Below are 18,803 nucleotides of genomic sequence, written 5' to 3' on the forward strand. Positions count from 1 at the left end.
GTGGGAATCCGTGGTGCGCTACGCGGCCTTCGGCTCAACCTGATCGCCCGTCGGATCCGCCGCCGCCTCGTGGCCTATGAACGTACCGGCGACGCCCGGACCGTGCTCGCCGACGCCGCTCTCGCGGACGCGCTCCGGCTGTGGCACGGCGCCGTGCGGCGGGAACCCGCGGACATGACCGACCTGGAGCGGGAATGGCTGTTCAGGGCGCATATCGCCATCGGCTGGCTCTTTCACGCCCGCTGGGTGGCCACGCAGTCGAACTTCGAGCTGTCCCAGGCCGTTTTCCACCTGGCGCCGGTCGCGCACATCCCAGATGTGGTCCCCGAGCCGCTGCGGCAACTGATCGGCCCCGACGCCGACCCGGAGGTCCAGGCCGGCACGGCGACGGTCATGCTGGCCGAGTTGCACACCACGTCCGAGCCGTCGTACCTGACCGCCGTCATCACCCTGCTCGCCCAGGCGGCGGCCGGGACACCGGCCGGCAGCCCGGCACTGCCGCTTCTGCTCACAAACCTCGGGGTCGCCTACCGCCACCGCTACCAGCGGCACGGCAACCCCGGCGACCTCGATACCGCGGCTTCGGCCACACAGGAGGCACTGAGCCTCGTGAGCGCGTCGAGCGGCGAGTGGTTCGCGGTGGCCACCAACCTCACCGCGGTCTACCAGCAACGATACGAGCTCCGCGGCGATGTGGCCGACCTGGACGAGGCGATCCGGCTGGGCGACCAGGTCGTGGAGACCGCGCCCGACGACCATCCCCTGCTGCTGGTCGCGATCTCGTACCTCGGCATCGGTTACCAGCTGCGTTACCTAAGGGACGGCGGGCTGACCGACCTGCTTCGCGCGATCACGCTGACCGAGACGTCGGTCGAGGCCACCCACCCGGACGACCCGGACCGGCCGGGCCGGTTGAACAACCTCAGCATCGCGTTGCTCCAGCGCTACCAGCGTCTGGGTAACGTGTCGGATCTCGACCGCGCGATCGAGCTGTCGGAGGAGAGCCTGGCCGCGGTGCCCGACGACCATCCCGAGCGGGTGATCTACCTCAGGCAGCTCGTCGCCGTACTGGCGCGGCGCCACGAGCACGGTGGCGATCCGGCGACGCTGGACCGCGCGATCGAGATCGGTGAACAGGGGCTCGCGCTCGTGTCCGGCGACGCGGATCAGGCCAAACAGCTCGCGGACCTCGCCCTCGGCTACCTCTGGCGGTACGAGCGCAGCGGCGACGCCGCGGACCTGGGACGCGCGGGCGAGCTCGCCCAGAACGCCCTCCGGCGGCTGCCGGACGGCCACCCCGCAACCGCCGCGATCGTCTCCATAATCACCGATATTCACTCGTCACGCCGCGCCGCCGGTTCACTCGCGGTGAAAGCGGACGAGCTGCGGCACCTCGCCGAGTTGGCCCGCGGCGCCGTCCGCTCAGTGCCCAGTCACAGTGTCCGCGCCTTCGCCAAACTGGCCAGGCTCGCCGGCGACCTCGGTGACCTGTCGCTCACCGCCGACCTGTACGCCGCCGCGGTCGCGCTGCTGCCCGCCGCGGTGTCCAGGCGCAACGCCCGCGTAGATCAAGAAGAACGGGTCGGCGAGTATCCGGACCTGGTGGGCGAGGCCGTCGCCGCCCACCTGGCCGCGGGCGATCCGGCGGGCGCCGTCGCGGTGGCGGAGCAGGGCAGAGGCATCCTGCTGGCCGAAGAGGTCGACCTGCACGCCGACCTCGCCGAACTGGCGGCGCGCGAACCTGGGCTCGCCGAGCGCTTCCGGGACGTACGCGACAGGCTTCGCGCGACGTCGCAGGTGAGCCCCGGCGGCTTCATGGTGTACACCACCGACCTGGTCAACGATCGCACGCGGCTATGGGCCGAGTACGACGACCTGGTCAAGGAAATTCGATGTGGGTTCCCGCGCTTCCTCGGCCAGCTGGACCTGACCGAACTGCGCGCCGCGGCGGGAGGCGGCGCGGTGGTGCTGGTCAACTCGGCGCGCAGCCGTGGCGACGCGATCATCATCACCACCGAGGACATCACACCGGTCGCGTTGCCCGACCTTTCCTGGGCCGATGTGGCGGCACACGTGGCCGAACTGGTCATCGCCATGCAGGCATCGGCGGACGGCACGCTGACCGGTGCGCTGCGCATGCAGCGGGTGGTCAAGGAGACTCTTGAGTGGCTGTCGGCCACGATCGCCGGGCCGATCGGAGCCGCCCTGTCTGGAGTGGACCGAGTCTGGTGGCTGCCCATCGGCATGCTCGGCGTCCTCCCTCTGCACACGGCACTCCCCGACCACGTGGTGTCCTCCTACACATCGACGCTCCGCGCGCTCGCCCGGGCAAGGTCGCGTACGCCGGCCACGGTGCGCCACCAGCTCACCGTCGCGGTCAGCAGCGCACCCGAGCTGCCCACTCTCACCGGTACCGCCCAGGAGGCAGAGGCTCTGCACCAGCGCCACCCCGGCATCCTGCTCGTCGACGAGGACGCCACGACCGATCGGGTACTCGCCGAGCTGCCCGGCCGCACCTGGGCCCATTTCGCCTGCCACGCGGCCACCGACGCCGAGAAACCGTCGTTCGGCGGCCTCGTCCTGCACGACACCCTGCTGCCCATCGGCGCGATCGGCGCACTGCCCCTCGACCAGGCCGAACTGGCTTACCTGTCGGCATGTTCGACCGCCTTCAGCGGGATTTTCCACGCCAACGAGTCGATCCATCTCGCATCCGCGTTCCAGCTGGCCGGTTTCCGCCATGTCGTCGGCAGTCAATGGCTGCTCGACGACGCGACGGCCGCGGCGGTCGCCCGCGAGTTCTACCGCCAACTGCCTGGACCGGACGCGAACGAGGCCGCCCGTGTGCTGCACCGCGTCATGGGCGACCTGCGCCGCACCCACCCGGACAGACCTGATCTTTGGGCGGCACTCGTTCACTACGGTCCCTAGCTAGTACTACAGGCTGATTTCGCCATGTTGGAGGCAGCGTTTCCAGTACTGGTTGGCTCGGGCGCGGTCTTGGTGGTGTCCTCGGAGTTGGGACCAGGCGAGGGCGTGGTCGAGCGGGAGGGTGATCCTGGCGGTCAGGCGTGCCGGCAGACGGCGGATCTCTGCTGGTGTGAGGCGGACCAGGCGGCTTGGGCTTTTGGGGCGTGCGCGGCGGTGACGGCGAGATAGGCGTGGGCGAGCATCGCAAGGTGATGTGGCGGTGCCAGGCGTCATAACGCCGGACCTGGCAGTGGTCCCAGTCCGGTCTCGTTCTTCACGGACTGGAAACATTCCTCGATCGCCCAGCGGGAACCGGTGACGGCGATGAGGTCCTCCACGGTGGTGCCGACTGGTGCGTAACACAGGTAATAGGCCAGGACAAGCTCGCCCTTGGCATTGGGGGCGAGGCTACGCCGGACGAGAAGCCAGCGCTGGTAGCCGGGCTCGGCCGGCCCGTGCCGATCCATTGGCTCTCGGGCACCGCCACCACATACCCGGCCGGCGTGCCGGCAGGCCCCTGCAGCAGGTCCAGGATTGTGTTGATCAGACACATCACCTCACCAGCGCCGCCCGGATCACGGGCTGCGAGGCTCTACCGGCTCCTCGGCCTGGGCTTGAAGTAGTGCGCATTCATGTAGGCGGTGACCTGCGCGCCGATCTTCGCGCCCTGCACGTCTGCCGTGCGGGTGTGGATGCCGCCCCAGACGCGGGCGTCGATGACCTCGGCGAGCGCCTGGGAGAAACCACGGAAATACCTGGTGGTGCCCGAGTCGGCGCTGTAGCCGCTGAAGGGGATGTCGTCCCGGCCGAAGAAGTGCCGCAACGCCGACATGCTCGCCGCCGTGAAACAGGTGTGCCCAGAGGTGTAGTCGGGGTGAGGCGGCGTGACGAGCAACGGCGTCCATCCGGGGTCGGCGGCCGTCTCCGGGTTGCCGTCCGTGTCGGCCAGCCGGATCGCGGTCACCGGCCGCCAGAAGTTCCATGCCGCCTTCTCGTTGTAGCAGGCGATCGTGGCATCGGCTTCGGCCAGATCGACCATCGCGAACATCCGCGCCGTCTGAAGGGTGTTCAGGCGTTGCCGCGTCGCGAGCTGACGCTTGATCTCCCATTCGGCCAGGTGCCGGTCGTGCCACCAGATCGCGGCCTGCGTCTGGTCGGCCGTCCTGACCGTGCTGGTCGCCGAGCCGACCGTCTTGACCTCGTTGAAGTCCCGGGCGTACCGGCGGCTGGTGAGCGCCGGCGGGCCGGACGTACGGAAGATGGACGCGCTGGGGATGAGGAACGGCTTGAGGTGACCGACCCATGCCCCATCCGAGGCGAAGGTGGGCGGCGTCGGCCGCCACTGACCAGGCTGGGTGCCCACGGGCCAGGTCTGGTCGCCGAACGCCCCGTCGTCCCGTCGCGCGGCGATCATCGCATCGGCCGCCTGAGTGCCCACGGTGATTCCACGCTGTTTCGCGGTGCCGTCGGGTATCGCGCTCAGCGACTCGTCGTACTGGGTCTTCAACCTCCCCTGCTGGTCGGGGAACAGCGCTTGCAGCACCAGGTAACTCGCGGTCGCGACGGCCGCGTCCGTCGATTCGGTGCCAGCGGCGGCCGGTGCGACCAGATAAGGCTGGTAGGGGGCGCCGGCGATCGCGTTCACCGCGTCGTAGACCGCTCCGTGCACCATCGCGAAGCTGCGTGCCTGGACCTGCGGTTGCTGACCGGCGATGTCCCAAATCGCGGTCTGCGCGTTACGGTCCCAGACGATGACGGCGTTGGCGGGGGAGCCCGAGTCCGTCGCGTACGCGGGGGGCGAGCCGAGGGCGATCGGCGACCCGGCGGCGATGACCCCGGCGAGGGCTACCCAGACGACCGCGGGTCGCAGAACGGCTACCCGATATGCAGCAAATGGGCTGGACATGAACGCAAACTACTATGCCGCTGAAAAACGTTACAGTGGCAAGAGTGCCGGAAAATCGATATCGATCCGACCGAAATGAGCTCGCAATATGAGATATTTCTATCCTGATCATTCTCAGCCTGACCCCGAGCGGTCAGTTGGCCTCCGGCGCGGCCAAGGTGACCGCTCTGCCACCTCCGCGGGCAGCCGGGGCCCGAAAGCGTGCCGTCAGCGCCTCTTCAACAGAAGCTCGGTGTTGCGGTCACCGGGCAGGCCCGCCAGCCCGCTCCGCATGCCGGGGGAGTTGAACGAGAGCTCCCGGTAGAGCGCGGCCAGGCCACTTTGGGACAGATCGGTGAAGTCGGTGCGGTGCGGCGCGGCCGACTCCACCAGCGTGGTGAACAGGGACAGTGTCCCGTCGTGATTGTCGGCCAGTTCGACGACGCGCGCCAGCTGCGGGTAGTCGACGTGCGAGGCGGTGGAGACCTCCCAGAAGCCGCCATGAGGGACGATCTTGTTGAGGTGGGAGTGACCGTTGATCCACGCGGCCACGTTGCCGTGCTTCCGCAGCACTGCCAGCAACTCCTGCCCGCCGTGGCGCTTCTCGTGCGGGCGGGCCGGATTGGGGGTGAGGTTCGTCATGGCCCAGCTCGGGTGATGACTGAAGATCAGCGCGGTGTCGTCGGCGTGGGTCTTCAGGGTCCTCTCCAGCCAGGCCAGCTGCCGGGTGCCGACCGATCCGCGGTAGTCGCCGCCGCGGTCGGTGGTGTCCAGGCTGATGCCGACGACCCCGTCGGCGATCCGGAAGGAGTAGTCCAGCCGGCCGCTGTCGAGATTGTCCCGGGTATAGCCGTGGCCGACGGGTCCCGAGCCGGTGTACGCCGGGTCGAGGTGAGCGGCGATGTAGGCGTGCGGGCTCAAGGGGGCGCGGCGCTCGTCGGCGGTGACCGTGCGGGCCTTGCCTCTGTAGCGCTTCCACGCGGCACGGAAGTGGGCGCCCGTGGGGTCGCCCCGGCGCAGTGCCTGGTAGACGGCGCCGGCCTCGGAGGCGGGCAGGGCGAACAGCTTGCGCGAGCCGGTGGCCAGGTCGGCGAAGAAGCCGCCGGCCACGGAGTAGGCGCCGCCGAAGAGCTGGTCGTGATTGCCGATGGTGGAATACCACGGTACGGCCAGACCGGGGCTGCTCACCTCGCGGATGGCCGCCTCCAGGAAGCCGTCCAGGCGAGGGAACCCTGCCCGCTTGTCGACGTCGCGCATGCCGGAATCGGGCTGCCAGTAGAGGCCCAGGCCGGAGTTCTGCACGCCCTCATACGTGCCGGGGTCGCCCGTGTTGGGGGTGAAGCGGCCGCCGGTCATGGCGGTGAGGAACCACTCCAGCTCGATCCGGGAGTTGTTGTCGGTGTTGTCACCGGTGGTCATGACGAAGCCGATCGGCGCCCGGGTGGCCGGGCCGTGCCGCAGGGCGTTGACCTGTTCGATCAACGAGACGGCGCCGACGGCGGTCAACGCCTCCTGCGGGCGCCAGGAGCCCATGTCTCCGGCGCGCAGGAACTCATAGCGCTGCGGGTTCTGCACGTCGGTGATGTGCAGGTCGGTGAACTGGACAAAGCAGGCCAGCGCCGTGCGGCGTTCGGCCCTGCCCTTCTTGGCCTCGGCCAGTTCGGTACGTGTCACCCGCCGCCAGCCAGGGCCGTCGGACAGCCTGCGGTATCCGCCGGTGCCGCGTGGTCCGGCGACGGTGTGGACCGTCGTCATGGCCGTCGTTGCCGAGGGCGTCACGGCCGAGGAGGCGGCCGGGGTGGAGGAAAGTGCGATCTCCAGCGCGACGCCCGAGGCGGTCATCCCGGAGGCGAGGAGAAAGGCGCGGCGGCTGAGGGCGGGATCCATGATGCTCCCAGTGGTGGCGTCGAGGCGAACGTCCACTGGGAATGCTTGACAGCGGGAATGACTCCCGGCCTAACACGGCTGAAACGCTGTCCAGCCATATATGGCCTAGAAATAGCCGTAGGGGATTCGGACACCTGGGGGCAGCGGGCCGGAAGCCTGCCGCTTTCCCACCGTTCAAAAGAGCGCGGTCTCGAGTTCGCGAGGCCGCCGCGGCCCGGCCGGCCGGGCGGCGCGCGACACGCGCCGCCCCGCCCTTCTGAAGGTCCCGTCGCGGACGTCCACCTCGCAGTCAGTCGCTATGGAAGATCAGAGGCACAGTGATCGGCTTTGGAACCGGTGCGAACGTCGCGCCACCAGTTCGGCCAGGCGTCCACCAGATAGACGACGAACGGGATCCACCACACCAGGTCGTTGGTGACCACGAGGATCCCGGAGGAAACCGGCCACTGGTCTGTGGAGAAGAGCCACAGCCAGCCGAGCGGGCCGAGGATCTTGCCCGCCAGCCCCACGGCCGCGATCAGGAAGCCCCGCTCGGGCCGCAGCGCCACGTCCAGATACAGCACGCCGTACAGCGCCAGGACCATGCCCAGGGTCGTGAAGATCTGCGGTTGGTTCTGGAGCGGCATCCCGGCGAACCGGAACAGCCACTGTGGGTCCATGGCCGCGTACGCGCCCGAGGCGATGTTGTAGACCCCGGCGGCGACGAAGACGGCCCGATGCAGGCGTCGGCGTTGCACAGCGCACTCCGGCTGATTCGCCCTGTGTCGGCTCGTCATCGCCCGGCACACCCCTCACCTGTGATCTGGGACATCAGTTGATCCACCGTCAACGTGGTCGGTCAGGCGCGTGGCGCGTACATGATGATCAGGACGCCGGCCAGGCAGACAAGCGCGCCGATGACGTCCCAGCGGTCGGGCCGGAACCCGTCGACGAGCATGCCCCAGGCCAGGGAGCCGGCGACGAAGACGCCGCCGTAGGCGGCCAGGATGCGGCCGAAGTTCGCGTCCGGCTGGAGCGTGGCGACCAGCCCGTACAGGCCGAGCGCGATCACGCCGCCGCCGATCCACAGCAGGCCACGCTGCTCGCGTACGCCTTGCCAGACCAGCCACGCCCCGCCGATTTCGGCGAGGGCGGCCAGGACGAAAAGCAGCAGGGAGCGGATGACCGTCATGGCCGGTAGTACAGCGCACGGCGGCGGCCCGCCCGACGTCGGGTCCGCTTCGCCGCGCTGCGGGTGCCAGGCATCCGCAGTGGGAGCTCACGTGAGCGGCGCATCGGCGGCGAAGCCACCACATTCCCGCAGCGCGATGGTCAGCTCTCCTCGGGGGCGCGGCCGGTGGGCAGGTCGGCGAACGGCAGCGGGCAGTCGGGACAGGTGCAGTTCGTCAGGCTGTCGCAGCCGGCGGTGACCACCTGAGTCAGCGCGGTGCGGATGGTGGTCAGGTCGGCGATGCGCGCATCCACCTCGGCGATCTTGGCCTGGGCGCGGGCGCGCAGGTCGGGGGTGGGGTGACCGCGCCGGCCGGTGTCGATCAGCTCGGCGATCTCGTCCAGGGTGAAGCCGAGCCACTGAGCGGCCTTGATAACGGTCAGCAGGGTGACGGTCTCCGGCGGGTAGGCGCGGTGCCCGCCGGGACTGCGCGCCGGTTCGGCGATCAGCCCGCGACGCTCGTAATAGCGCAACGTCTGCAGGTTGACCCCGGCCTGCTTGGCCACCTGCCCGCTGCGCAGCTTCACGGGGCAGCGGCTGCCGTGACGGCGCGTGCCTGCAGCGCGGCCAGCACCTCGGTCTGCTCCGGCGGCACCGCCACCTCCAGCGCTAGGCCGCTGTCGGCGATGGTCAGGGTGAAGGCGAAGAAGGAGCAGCAGCCGTTCTCCCGCGCGGCCAGCTCGGCCGCCCGGGCCGCGTGCTCCGGGCTGAAGACGAGCTCGAGCCGCAGCCGCTCACGCCCAGGACGTTGCACCGACTGGACCGCCTCGGCGAACAAGGCGTCGAACTCGGCCACCCGGAGCGGCTGCTCCGCGGTGGGCAGTGTGCACGCTGAGGGAGCCCATCCCCGGTCAAGGGCGATGTCCTGCGTCATACCTGTCACGGTAAGCCTGTACCTGGGTATCGGATGCAACCTCTTGCGCGCCGATGACCCGTGCGCCGGCGCGTACGCGAGCGGGCATCGGGCGGTCGGTCACCGGGGGTCGTCGTGGGCGGGGGAGCAGCACGGGTCGGCACACCCGCCGGACGAGGTGGACGAAGTGAGCGCGGGAGCGGCGCAGCAGGCGTCGCCGCGCCAGGCTTCGCGGCCTTCCTTGACCGCCACAGCGGCGATGACCAGGGCGGCGATCGGGTCGGCCCAGGACCAGCCGAAGGCGCTGTTGAGTGCGAGCCCGGCGAGCAGCACCGCCGACAGGTAGGTGCACAGCAGGGTCTGCTTGGAGTCGGCGACCGCTGAGGCGGAGCCGAGCTCGCGGCCGGCGCGGCGCTGGGCGTACGACAGCAACGGCATGATCACCAGCGAGAGGGCGGCCAGGATCAGGCCGGGAGTGGAGTGCTCGGCCTCACCGGCGCCGAGCAGGGCGCGCACGGCGTCGACGGTGACGTAGGCGGCCAGCGCGAAGAAGGAGATGGCGATGATCCTCAGCGCGGTCTTCTCCCGCGCCTGATGGTCGGTCGCGGAGAACTGCCAGGCCACCGCGGTGGCGGAGGCGACCTCTACGACGGAGTCCAGGCCGAATCCGACCAATGCGGCCGAGGAGGCGAGGGTGCCGGCGGTGACGGCGACGACGGCCTCTATGACGTTGTAGGTGATGGTGGCGGCCACCAGCAGCCGGATGCGCCGCCTGAGCGCGTCGCGGCGGGCCGGGGTTGGGCCGAGAGAGATCGCGGTCATCGGCAACAGCCTTTCTCGCCCGCGTCCACGCAGGTTCGGTCGGCGGCCACCGCGATCACCGCGGTGCGCAGGTCGTCCAGCGCGTGGCCGAGCCGCTCGTCGGCCAGTTCGTAGCGGGTACGCCGGCCGACGGGCACGGCCACGACCAGGCCGCAGTCACGTAGGCAGGCCAGATGGTTGCTCAGACGGGTGCGGGAGATACCGAGCAGGTCGGCCAGGTCGGCCGGGTGGGCCGGAGCCTCACGAAGCGCGATCAGGATGCGGCAGCGGATCGGGTCGGCCAGGGCGCGACCGAACCGGGCGAGCACGTCGATGTCGGAGGCGATGGTGTCCACACCCCGATAGTACAGAAGAACCTGAATTCAGTACGTCGTGAATCATAGGTTGCGTCCCTCTGCCGCACGAGCCGCGGCGACAGGCCGTCCGGCGCGAGATGCGGGAGACGGGGCTGTGTGGCGTCAGTCGCCGTCCCCGGTGTGGGTGGCTGTGAGGAGTTCGGGCCGGTGGGTGAGGGCGGTCAGCAGGGTGCGGCGTTGCCGGTCGCTGAGGTCGGCGATGTGCTCTTTGGCGCCCACCCCGGTGGTGGTGATCAGGTCGCGCACGGTGGCGGGGGTGGCTCCGGGCAGGGCGCGCAGGATCCGCCGGATCGGGGTGTGCTGGGTGACCGGGTCGGTGCGCCGGAAGACCTCGGCCAGGCTGATCCGTCCCGAGCGGACCGCGTGGCTGAGTTCGTCTCTGCTCAGCGGAGGCGGTGCCGCGCGCCGCTCCGCCGTCTGAGCTGCCGGGTCGGCTGCCGGTGGGGTCCGCTCGGCCGGGCGAGGGGAGGCTGGGGCTGCCGCCGGAGTGGGCGGGAACGACGGGTTCGGCGAGGGCAGGGGCGGTACGGGGAGCGTGGTGAGGGGCTTGTCCTGTCGGGGCTCACGACCGCTGTCGCGTGGGGTGGGGGCCGGCAGCGTGGCCATGCCGGCGGCGCCGCGAGGGGCGGTGAGCAGGTGCGGCGGCTCTTCCTGTTCGCCGAGACCGTGGGCGGTGGCCAGCAGGAGCCCGGCTCCGGCGGCCGTGGTGGCGGCGATGGCGATGTGCCGCCGCGACAGCCGTCCGCCTTGCTGTTTGCTCGCGGCGAGTTTCATCCCGACGACGGCGGTTCTGCACAGCACGCCCATCACCATGGCCAGCAGGATCGGCACCAGGTGGTCGGGCAGGGGGCTGAAGGTCGCGATCACCACGCCGACGGCCGGGCTGAGGCAGGCCACGACCAGCCAGGGCAGCAGGCGCTGCTTGGCGATGTCGAGCAGCGCCGCCAGCGCGAGGCCCTCGCTGGCCGAGTGCACGACCAGCGCGATGATGACCACGACGGAGGCGGTCAGGGCCAGGGCGGCGCCTTCGACGGCGCGGTGCAAGGTGAGTGCGGCGGCGGTGCCCATGCCGCCGAACACCGCGGCGTCGATTCCTTGTTTGACCCGGCGGTGCAGCCCGGGAGCGTGCAGGGCGGCGCGGGGCGGTTCGTCATCCGGGCACGCGCAGCCGCGGCGGGTGAAGTAGGTGATGACCGCGAAGCCGAAGCCGGCGGACAACGCGAGCACCCAGGCGGGGACGCCGGCCTCGTGGGCCTCTTCCCACGCGTCTGGTGCCAGGTCGACCAGCGCCGTGACCAGCATCATCGCCGAGGCGATGACCAGCCACAGGCTCATCCGCGCGGAGTTGCGGCGGGCCAGGAACGCGCCGATGAGGGTGGAGGCGCACACCAGCAGCACCGCCCCCATCACCTCCTGCCGGGGCGGTGCGATCTCCAGCACCGGTCGTACGGCCCACACCAGCGCCAATGGCGGCATTCGCGACTACCTCCTGCATGAGAGAGGGAAACCAACGGTTGACCGGGTCGGGGGACGGGTGCGGTGCGAGGTGGTTGGCGGCGTGGCTCAGCCGGGAACGGCCTCGCCCGCCGACGGCCGGTCCGAGGCGATGTCACCGGGGTCGCACAGCTCGTCGAGCAGCGTGTGGAGCCGCTCCAGCTGGGCGTCGACCGTGTCTTTGAGGCCGCTGCCGAAGGTGGCGATGAAGGTGTGCAGGCTGTGGACCTTGCTTTCCAAGGCCTGGCACGAGACGGCGTGGCCACGCGGGACGGTCGCGGTGCTTTCCAACTGCTCGGCTCTGATGCGGGCCTGGGCCACCAGGGCCTCTGCTTCCCGGCGTGCCGCCGCCAGTGTCTGGTCGGCGGCCTGACCGGCCGCCTCGACGATGCGGGCGAGGCAGTCGCCGACGGCGGCCGGCACGTGCCGCGTGTCATCGCCGTCAGGGTCCGCGAGGCCGGCGATGCGGGCCCGCAGAGCCTCGTTGTCCCGCAGCACGCTGATCAGGGTCGCTTCCACCAGCCCGAGGAACCGGTCGACCTCGGCCAGGTCGTAGCCCTCCCGCAGCCGCACCACGGTGAACACCTGATTGCGGATGTCGGCGGGCGTCAGCAGACCCGCCGCCCCGCGCGGGTCCAGGTGCGCCGGCCCCGGCGATTGAGGGTCCAGGATCACCACGCCGTGGCCCTGCCCGTTCACCTGCCTGTGCTCGTGGCCGTCAAGTCCGTGCCCGTGGTCGTGTCCATGGTCGTGCCCGTGGTCGTGTCCATGGTCGTGCCCGTGATCGTGTCCGGCGTCCATGCTCGCCTCGTCCCCCCTGGGCCTAGGCGTGGTGAGAGGAGTGGCAGGAGCTGCTTTCGTGCGTGTGGTCGTGCCGGCCGGGGTCGAGGTGCCCGAAACCCTCGCCATGCTGGTGGTCCTGACAGGTGGGCCCGGCGTGTTGTCCCGCGGGCCGCCCGAGGTGCTGCCCGAGGTGCTGCTCGGCGTCCGGGCCGGGGCAGCAGGCGTCGGTTCCGGTGCAGGAGGACGCGGCGCGGTCGGGGGTGGGGGCGGATGCCATGGGCTACCTCCGGGATGAGTGCCAATCTACGATTCTTACTCTCGGTAGTTATCCAATTACCTTGCGCTTACACATGTGAGCAACCGGGCAAGTATCGATCGACGGTCTCCTGGGGCGATTGAGACCCGAAGCGGCGGCGGGCCCGCAGGCAGTGCCGTGACGGGCGGAAAGTGGGGTCACCATTTACATGAATGATCGTTCATCTGACCTGTCGCTGTGGCCGGATGACTGTGCGGTGCGGGTGGTGGACCCCGATCGGGTGGCCCATGTCCGTCAGGCGCTGCCGCCGCAGGATGCGGTCGAGGACCTGGCGCAGATCTTCGGGCTGCTCGCCGACCCGGGGCGGCTGCGCCTGATCGCGGCGCTGCTCGAGGGGGGAGAGATGTGCGTGTGCGACCTGGCGGCCGCGACCGGGCACAGCATGTCCGCCGCTTCGCATGCGCTGCGGCTGCTGCGCACGAACCGGGTGGTCAAGACCCGGCGCAGCGGGCGCATGGCCTACTACCGTCTCGCCGACTCCCACGTACGGATGCTGTTCGACCTGGCCATCGCCCACATCGGGCACGAGCAAGGAGAGCGCCGTGACTGACCGCCCCGCCGGGTCGGCATCCCCTTCCACCTCGGCGCGCGGGCCGGACCACGGGCATGGACACGGGCATGGACACGGGCATGCGGTCGGCCCGGATGCCGACCGGCGGCTGCTGGCCGGCGCGCTGACGTTGATCGCCGTCTTCATGGCCGCCGAGGTGGTGGCCGGCCTGATCGCCCACTCGCTGGCGCTGATCTCCGATGCCGGGCACATGCTGACCGACGCGTTCGCGATCGTGGTCGCCCTGGCGGCGATGCGGATCGCCGCCCGCCCCCCGCGCGGGGGCTTCACCTACGGACTGAAGCGGGCCGAGATCGTCTCCGCCCAGGCCAACGGCATCACGCTGCTGCTGCTCGCGGCGTACTTCGTCTATGAGGGCGTCCACCGCCTGATCGACCCGCCCGCGGTCGCCGGCGGCTACCTGCTGGCCACGGGACTGGCCGGCATCGTGGTCAACCTCGCCGCGAGCCGGCTGCTCAGCCGGGCCAACCGGGGCAGCCTGAACGTCGAGGGCGCCTTCCAGCACATTCTCAACGACCTGTACGCCTTCATCGCCACGACCGCCGCCGGCGTCGTCGTCATGGCGACCGGCTGGGCCCGGGCCGACGCGATCGCCGCATTGGTGGTGGCGGCATTGATGCTCAGAGCCGGATGGGGTCTGGTCCGTGACGCCGGCCGCGTCTTCATGGAAGCCGCCCCCGTGGGCATCGACCCCAGCGAGATCGGCCGCAGGACGGCCGCCCTGGAGCACGTCGCCGAGGTGCACGACCTGCACGTCTGGGAGGTCACCTCCGGCTACCCGGCCATGTCCGCCCACGTTCTGGTCACCCCCGGCGCCGACTGCCACGGGGTGCGACGCGTCGTGGAACACCTGCTGCGCCACGACTACGGCATCGAGCACACGACCTTGCAGGTCGACCACGCCCCCGCGCCTACCTCCGGCACCGACATCCACTGCGTCGATCCGTACCGTGCCGATCAGCCCCGTGCCGATCAGCCCCGTGCCGATCAGCCCCGTGCCGATCAGCACCGTGCCGATCAGCACTGTGCCGATCCGCACGGCCCCGCTCACCGGCCCTAATCGCAGGTCACCCGCCCCCGCTGACGCCTTTGTCGCGCCCGCCGGGCCCTTCCACGCCAGGATCGCCGCCGCAGTCGTGCGCCTGCGGATCGTGCTCGTCGTGATCCTCGCCGCGGTGGTGGGAGTGCTGCTGTTCCTGCCGCTGCCGGGCTGGATGGTCGCGGAACAGTGCGTATGCGGGCTGTTGCTGCTTGCCGCGGCGGTGCTCGCGTTCCGCGTCTCCCCGCGCGCGGCGGACGGGCGATGAACGGCCGAAGGCCCTGCCTGGCGCGAACCTCCTGACGGGCCTGCACCGTTACTCGTCCTCGGTTCTGTACGCCACGAGCGCGTCGGCGCCACCGTGGATGGGCGGCGAGGCGCACTCGCCGCCCATCCCGCCGGACCTACAGCAGGAGCTGTTTCATCCTGGTGATCTCCGCCGATTGGCTGGAGACGATGGAGGCGGCCATCTGCTTGGCCGGCCCGTAGACGCCGGCCGCCTGCTCCTGTTCGGCCATGGCGACGGCGCCTTCTTGGTGCTGGATCATCATCCTCAGGAACGCCTTGTCGAAGGCGGCGCCCTTGAGACCTTCGAGCTTCTTCATGTCCCGGGTGGACATCATCCCCGACATGCCGTGTCCATCGGCATGGTGCGCTCGCCGGGCACCTGTGCGCCCCAGCTCGTGAGCCAGCCGCTCATCGTCTGGATCTCGGGATCCTGGGCCGCTTCGACCTTCTTGGCCAGCTCCTTGACCTGGCCGCCGGCGGCGTGGTCTTCGGCCAGCTTCGCCATCTCCGCCGCCTGGCGGTGGTGGGGGATCATCATCTGGGCGAACATGACGTCCTCGTCGTTGTGGTCGGACATACCGTGCGCACGGTGCGCCGCTGATACGCCTCCTCCACGACCTCGCGACCATCCGGGTCCTCGACATGGAGCGAGTTGACACCCCTGGGGGGTATGTTATTGTCACTCACGACATATACCCCCCAGGGGTAAATGATGGAAGGAGGACAGACATGTGCACGGCATGTGCGTGCGGCACGGAATCGGCTCAGACCGCGGTGACCGCTGAGGCGGGTACGGACGACGGCAAGGTCTATTCGGTGAGCGGAATGACCTGCGGCCACTGCGTCTCCTCGGTGTCCGGGGAGATCGGCAAGGTCGGCGGCGTGACCGGGGTGGTCGTCGACCTGCCGGCCGGCGCGGTCACCGTCAGCGGCTCGGGATTCACCGACGAGCAGATCCGTGCCGCGGTGGAGCAGGCCGGCTACCAGCTGGCGAGCCGGTCCTAGCGGATCGAGCCCCGAAGAAGACGGTGGGCGTGCACTGGCATGCACGCCCACCTGCGGGGCCGGTCCGATTCGGCATCACACCCAACCCTCTACCGCATCCTCCCATCGCGGGGCGGATGCGAAGAACAGGAGTCCGGCATGAACGCCGTCAATCCGCGCAGGTGGCGGGCACTGGTCGTGCTCGCCGCGGCGCAGTTCATGGTCATCATGGACACCTCGATCATCGGGGTCGCGTTACCCGACATGCAGCGCGACCTGGGTTTCTCCCCGGACGCGCTGCAGTGGGTCTTCAACGCCTACGTCATCGCCTTCGGTGGCCTGCTGCTGCTCGGCGGACGCCTGTCCGACCTGTTCGGCGCCCGCAGGATCTTCACCATCGGCTGGCTCATCCTGATCGCCGGGTCGGCCGTGGCCGCCGCGGCGAGCAGCCCTTGGGTGGAGATCCTCGGCCGTGGTGTGCAGGGCGTCGGCGGCGCGCTCATCGCCCCGGCCTCGATGACCCTGCTCATGATGCTCTTCTCGCACGACTCGCGGGAGCTCGGCAGGGCCATGGCCCTGTACGGCGCCGCGGCGCCGGCCGGTGGCACCGCCGGGGTGTTCCTCGGCGGAGTCATCACCGAGTATCTGAGCTGGCCGTGGGTCTTCATCGTCTACATCCCCATCGGCATCGCCACCCTGCTGGCCGTGCCCCCACTTCTGCCCGCGGTCGCCGGCAGGCGTGGGTCGGTGGACGTGCTCGGCGGCGTCGCCGTCACCGCCGGGATCGCCCTGGCCGTGTTCGCCGTCGTGCGGGCGCCGGAACAGGGCTGGGGCTCTGCCGCCACGCTGCTGGAACTGGCAGGGGCGGTCGTGCTGCTCGCGCTGTTCCTGCTCGTGCAGCGTGTGATCCGGGAGCCGCTCATGCCGCTGGGGATCTGGCGCACCCCCGGGCTGGCCGTCGCCAACCTGGCGATGGCGCTGCTGGGCGCGGCCTGGATCCCGATGTGGTACTTCCTCAACCTCTACCTGCAGCAGGTCCTCGGCTACAGCGCGTTCCCCAGCGGAGCGGCCCTGCTTCCCATGACGATCGCGATCATGATCTTCATGATCGGGATCACCGCCCGGCTGCTCGGCAGGTTCGGCGCCAAGCCGCTGATCGTCATCGGGCTCGCCGTGCTGGCCGCGGGGGTGGCCGGGCTGTCCCTGGTCCGGCCGGACGGGACCTTCGTCGCCGACGTGCTGCCCGCCTCGCTGGTCGCGGCGGTGGGGATGTCCCTGGCCTACATCCCCGCGATGATGTCGGCGATGTCCGGCGCGCGGCCCGAGGAGAGCGGCCTGGCCTCGGGCATCGTCAACACCACCTACCAGATCGGCTCTGCGCTCGGCCTGGCCGTGATGACCGCGCTCGCCACCAGCGGGGGAGCGGCCGCGGCGGACGGCCCGGTGGCGCTCACCGGCGGCTTCCAGGCCGCCTTCGCCGGCGCGGCGGTCGTGGCGGCGGCCGGCGCCGTACTCACCCTGCTGCTCATGCGGAGGCCCGCATCGGCAGCGGCCGCCGCGACGGACACCCAGGCAGTGCAGGTGTAGATCTTAACGAGCGGGCCCGCCCTCGACCGCGGTGGGCCCGCGAAATACCCTAGGGGGGTAGGGTGTTCAATAGAGACAACGGACCTCAGAGCAAGGCGGGGAGATGGCCGGATACACGGGGACCAAGGAAGACCACCTCAGGCGGCTGCGCCGGATCGAGGGGCAGGTTCGCGGACTGCAGCGGATGGTCGAGGAGGACAAGTACTGCATCGACATCCTCACCCAGGTCTCGGCCGCCAACAGGGCACTCCAGGCGTTCGCCCTGGAGCTGCTGGACGAGCACATGGCGCACTGTGTCGCCGAGGCCATCGCCAAGGGCGGCACCGAGGCCGACGTCAAGATCAAGGAAGCCTCCGACGCCATCGCCCGTCTCGTCCGTTCCTGATCGATCTCGCTCACGAAGGAGAAGCGTCATGACCACAGCCACCTACACCGTCACCGGCATGACCTGCGGCCACTGCGTCAGCTCGGTGAAGGAAGAGATCGGCGAGGTCCCCGGTGTCACCGGTGTCGAGGTCGATCTGGCCACCGGGCTAGTGACCGTCGAAAGCGACAGCCCCCTCGACACGGCCCAGATCAGGGCCGCCGTCGAGGAGGCCGGATACGAATTGGTGGACAAGCGATGAACACGCCAGCCCGCCTGGGCGCCTATGTCCTCGGCCTCGCCGTGGTCTTCGGAGGAGCGTTCGGCGTCGGCGGCGCCGTCGGCGCGACCGGCCCGGCGCCCGCGAAGAACGACCATGGCGGCCACGCGACCCCTGCGCAGGCCGCGCAGAAGACGGAACACGTACCGGGAGGACTCCAGGTGTCCCAGAGTGGTTACACCCTCACCCCGCAGACCACGACCATCACCCCCGGGACGGAGACCGACTTCCGGTTCACGGTGAACGGGCCCGACGGCCGCCCGGTGACCGCCTACCAGACCCAGCACGAGAAGAAGCTGCACCTCATCGTGGTCAGCCGGGATGCGACCGTCTTCCGGCACCTGCACCCCGAGCTGTCCGGCGAGGGGACCTGGTCGGTGCCGCTGACGCTGCCCGACGCCGGCGCCTACCGGATCTTCGCCGACTTCGCCCCCCAGGGCGGGGAAGGCCTGACCCTCGGCGCCGACCTGTACGCCCCCGGCGACTACGCGCCCCGGGCCCTGCCGGCGCCCAGCCGTACGGTGACGGTCGACGGATACACCGTCCGGCTCGACGGCACCCTCACCCCGGGTACGGCGAGCAAGCTCGTCGCCGAGATCAGCAGAGACGGCAAGCCCGTCACCGACCTGCAGCCCTACCTCGGGGCGTACGGGCACCTGGTCGCGCTGCGTGCAGGCGACCTCGCCTACCTGCACGTGCACCCCGACGGCGCCCCGGGTGACGGCGTCACCCCCGCCGGCCCGGGCATCACGTTCTACGCCGAGGTCCCCAGCCGCGGCGACTACCGGCTCTTCCTCGACTTCCAGCACGACGGAACCGTGCACACCGCCGCCTTCACCGTACGAGCGGAGCAATCGTCAGGGGCGGTTCCCACCGACACGGCGGACCACGGGGCGGAACACGCCCACTCCGGCCACTGACAACGGGCATGACGCGGAAAGGAGAGGTGATGTCCTCCATCACCGGCGACAAGCCGTCCACCGCGGGCGGCGCGGTCGAGCTTTCGATAGGCGGCATGACCTGCGCGTCGTGCGCGAACCGGATCGAGCGCAAGCTCAACAAGCTCGAGGGCGTGTCCGCGACGGTGAACTACGCCACGGAGAAGGCCAAGGTG

At 70.2% G+C, this 18,803-nt stretch carries 21 protein-coding genes and 2 pseudogenes; 10 read left to right on the top strand and 13 right to left on the bottom strand.

All coding sequences use genetic code 11. From position 1 onward, the window contains the following. Positions 1 to 2,931: a CHAT domain-containing protein gene (locus IL992_RS38875; RefSeq protein ID WP_193208303.1), complete on the top strand. Its 2,931-nt coding sequence runs from the start codon at positions 1 to 3 to the stop codon at positions 2,929 to 2,931. 134 nt (positions 2,932 to 3,065) lie between these two features. Here the strand turns inward: IL992_RS38875 and IL992_RS49280 are convergent. From IL992_RS49280 to IL992_RS38930, 12 genes and pseudogenes are all read right to left on the bottom strand, one after another. Continuing rightward, positions 3,066 to 3,428: pseudogene (locus tag IL992_RS49280) on the bottom strand (transposase); the annotation flags it as partial. Between the two features lie 134 nt (positions 3,429 to 3,562). Further along, complete coding sequence (locus IL992_RS38880; protein WP_193208304.1) at positions 3,563 to 4,876, bottom strand: vanadium-dependent haloperoxidase; 1,314 nt, start codon at positions 4,874 to 4,876, stop codon at positions 3,563 to 3,565. Positions 4,877 to 5,083: 207 nt separating this feature from the next. Beyond that, positions 5,084 to 6,742 carry a TIGR03767 family metallophosphoesterase gene (locus IL992_RS38885; protein WP_193208305.1) on the bottom strand — a complete coding sequence of 553 codons (1,659 nt, stop codon included), beginning with the start codon at positions 6,740 to 6,742 and terminating at the stop codon, positions 5,084 to 5,086. Between the two features lie 296 nt (positions 6,743 to 7,038). Further along, positions 7,039 to 7,479, bottom strand: a complete 441-nt coding sequence (locus IL992_RS38890) for a hypothetical protein (protein ID WP_226874595.1) — start codon at positions 7,477 to 7,479, stop codon at positions 7,039 to 7,041. A gap of 101 nt (positions 7,480 to 7,580) precedes the next feature. Further along, a complete protein-coding gene (locus IL992_RS38895; RefSeq protein WP_193208307.1) occupies positions 7,581 to 7,913 on the bottom strand; it encodes a YnfA family protein in 333 nt (110 codons plus the stop codon). 140 nt (positions 7,914 to 8,053) lie between these two features. Next, the gene (locus IL992_RS38900) at positions 8,054 to 8,479 is read right to left on the bottom strand and encodes a MerR family transcriptional regulator (RefSeq protein ID WP_319019101.1); all 426 of its coding nucleotides are present in this window, start codon (positions 8,477 to 8,479) and stop codon (positions 8,054 to 8,056) included. Further along, positions 8,476 to 8,826, bottom strand: a complete 351-nt coding sequence (locus IL992_RS38905) for a hypothetical protein (RefSeq protein WP_193208308.1) — start codon at positions 8,824 to 8,826, stop codon at positions 8,476 to 8,478. Before IL992_RS38905 ends, IL992_RS38900 begins: the two co-directional genes overlap by 4 nt. Positions 8,827 to 8,925: 99 nt before the next feature. After that, positions 8,926 to 9,627 (bottom strand): cation transporter, encoded by a 702-nt coding sequence (locus IL992_RS38910; protein ID WP_193208309.1) that lies wholly within the window; start codon positions 9,625 to 9,627, stop codon positions 8,926 to 8,928. After that, positions 9,624 to 9,962: an ArsR/SmtB family transcription factor gene (locus IL992_RS38915; RefSeq protein ID WP_193208310.1), complete on the bottom strand. Its 339-nt coding sequence runs from the start codon at positions 9,960 to 9,962 to the stop codon at positions 9,624 to 9,626. The genes IL992_RS38910 and IL992_RS38915 overlap by 4 nt, the downstream gene beginning before the upstream one ends. A gap of 123 nt (positions 9,963 to 10,085) precedes the next feature. Further along, positions 10,086 to 11,459, bottom strand: coding sequence for a hypothetical protein (locus IL992_RS38920; RefSeq protein WP_193208311.1), 1,374 nt, complete (start codon positions 11,457 to 11,459; stop codon positions 10,086 to 10,088). Positions 11,460 to 11,546: 87 nt separating this feature from the next. Further along, the gene (locus IL992_RS38925) at positions 11,547 to 12,278 is read right to left on the bottom strand and encodes a DivIVA domain-containing protein (protein ID WP_193208312.1); all 732 of its coding nucleotides are present in this window, start codon (positions 12,276 to 12,278) and stop codon (positions 11,547 to 11,549) included. A gap of 22 nt (positions 12,279 to 12,300) precedes the next feature. Next, positions 12,301 to 12,537 carry a hypothetical protein gene (locus IL992_RS38930; protein WP_193208313.1) on the bottom strand — a complete coding sequence of 79 codons (237 nt, stop codon included), beginning with the start codon at positions 12,535 to 12,537 and terminating at the stop codon, positions 12,301 to 12,303. Between the two features lie 187 nt (positions 12,538 to 12,724). Here IL992_RS38930 and IL992_RS38935 point away from each other — a divergent pair, with 187 nt between their 5' ends. Genes IL992_RS38935 through IL992_RS38945 form a run of 3 tightly spaced genes read left to right on the top strand, consistent with a single transcriptional unit; the run spans position 12,725 to position 14,454 of the window. Further along, positions 12,725 to 13,126 carry an ArsR/SmtB family transcription factor gene (locus tag IL992_RS38935; RefSeq protein ID WP_193208314.1) on the top strand — a complete coding sequence of 134 codons (402 nt, stop codon included), beginning with the start codon at positions 12,725 to 12,727 and terminating at the stop codon, positions 13,124 to 13,126. Further along, the gene (locus tag IL992_RS38940; protein ID WP_193208315.1) at positions 13,119 to 14,207 is read left to right on the top strand and encodes a cation diffusion facilitator family transporter; all 1,089 of its coding nucleotides are present in this window, start codon (positions 13,119 to 13,121) and stop codon (positions 14,205 to 14,207) included. Before IL992_RS38935 ends, IL992_RS38940 begins: the two co-directional genes overlap by 8 nt. Further along, positions 14,158 to 14,454 carry a hypothetical protein gene (locus IL992_RS38945; protein WP_193208316.1) on the top strand — a complete coding sequence of 99 codons (297 nt, stop codon included), beginning with the start codon at positions 14,158 to 14,160 and terminating at the stop codon, positions 14,452 to 14,454. Before IL992_RS38940 ends, IL992_RS38945 begins: the two co-directional genes overlap by 50 nt. 136 nt (positions 14,455 to 14,590) lie before the next feature. On the opposite strand, the pseudogene IL992_RS49145 reads toward IL992_RS38945, so the two are convergent. Then, positions 14,591 to 15,051, bottom strand: a pseudogene (locus IL992_RS49145) (DUF305 domain-containing protein). Between the two features lie 152 nt (positions 15,052 to 15,203). Here IL992_RS49145 and IL992_RS38955 point away from each other — a divergent pair. From IL992_RS38955 to IL992_RS38980, 6 genes are all read left to right on the top strand, one after another. After that, positions 15,204 to 15,479 (top strand): heavy-metal-associated domain-containing protein, encoded by a 276-nt coding sequence (locus tag IL992_RS38955; protein ID WP_193208317.1) that lies wholly within the window; start codon positions 15,204 to 15,206, stop codon positions 15,477 to 15,479. Positions 15,480 to 15,617: 138 nt separating this feature from the next. Continuing rightward, on the top strand, positions 15,618 to 17,045 hold the full coding sequence (locus tag IL992_RS38960) for an MFS transporter (protein ID WP_193208318.1): 1,428 nt from the start codon (positions 15,618 to 15,620) through the stop codon (positions 17,043 to 17,045). A 103-nt stretch (positions 17,046 to 17,148) separates the two neighbouring features. Further along, the gene (locus IL992_RS38965) at positions 17,149 to 17,430 is read left to right on the top strand and encodes a metal-sensitive transcriptional regulator (RefSeq protein WP_193208319.1); all 282 of its coding nucleotides are present in this window, start codon (positions 17,149 to 17,151) and stop codon (positions 17,428 to 17,430) included. Between the two features lie 28 nt (positions 17,431 to 17,458). Further along, positions 17,459 to 17,671, top strand: coding sequence for a heavy-metal-associated domain-containing protein (locus IL992_RS38970; protein ID WP_193208320.1), 213 nt, complete (start codon positions 17,459 to 17,461; stop codon positions 17,669 to 17,671). Beyond that, positions 17,668 to 18,609, top strand: a complete 942-nt coding sequence (locus IL992_RS38975) for a hypothetical protein (protein ID WP_193208321.1) — start codon at positions 17,668 to 17,670, stop codon at positions 18,607 to 18,609. The genes IL992_RS38970 and IL992_RS38975 overlap by 4 nt, the downstream gene beginning before the upstream one ends. A 29-nt stretch (positions 18,610 to 18,638) precedes the next feature. Next, positions 18,639 to 18,803 (top strand): cation transporter (locus IL992_RS38980; RefSeq protein WP_193208322.1); only part of this gene is annotated, 165 nt, incomplete at its 3' end.

This window comes from Microbispora sitophila (assembly GCF_014892245.1).
Classification (GTDB): domain Bacteria; phylum Actinomycetota; class Actinomycetes; order Streptosporangiales; family Streptosporangiaceae; genus Microbispora; species Microbispora siamensis.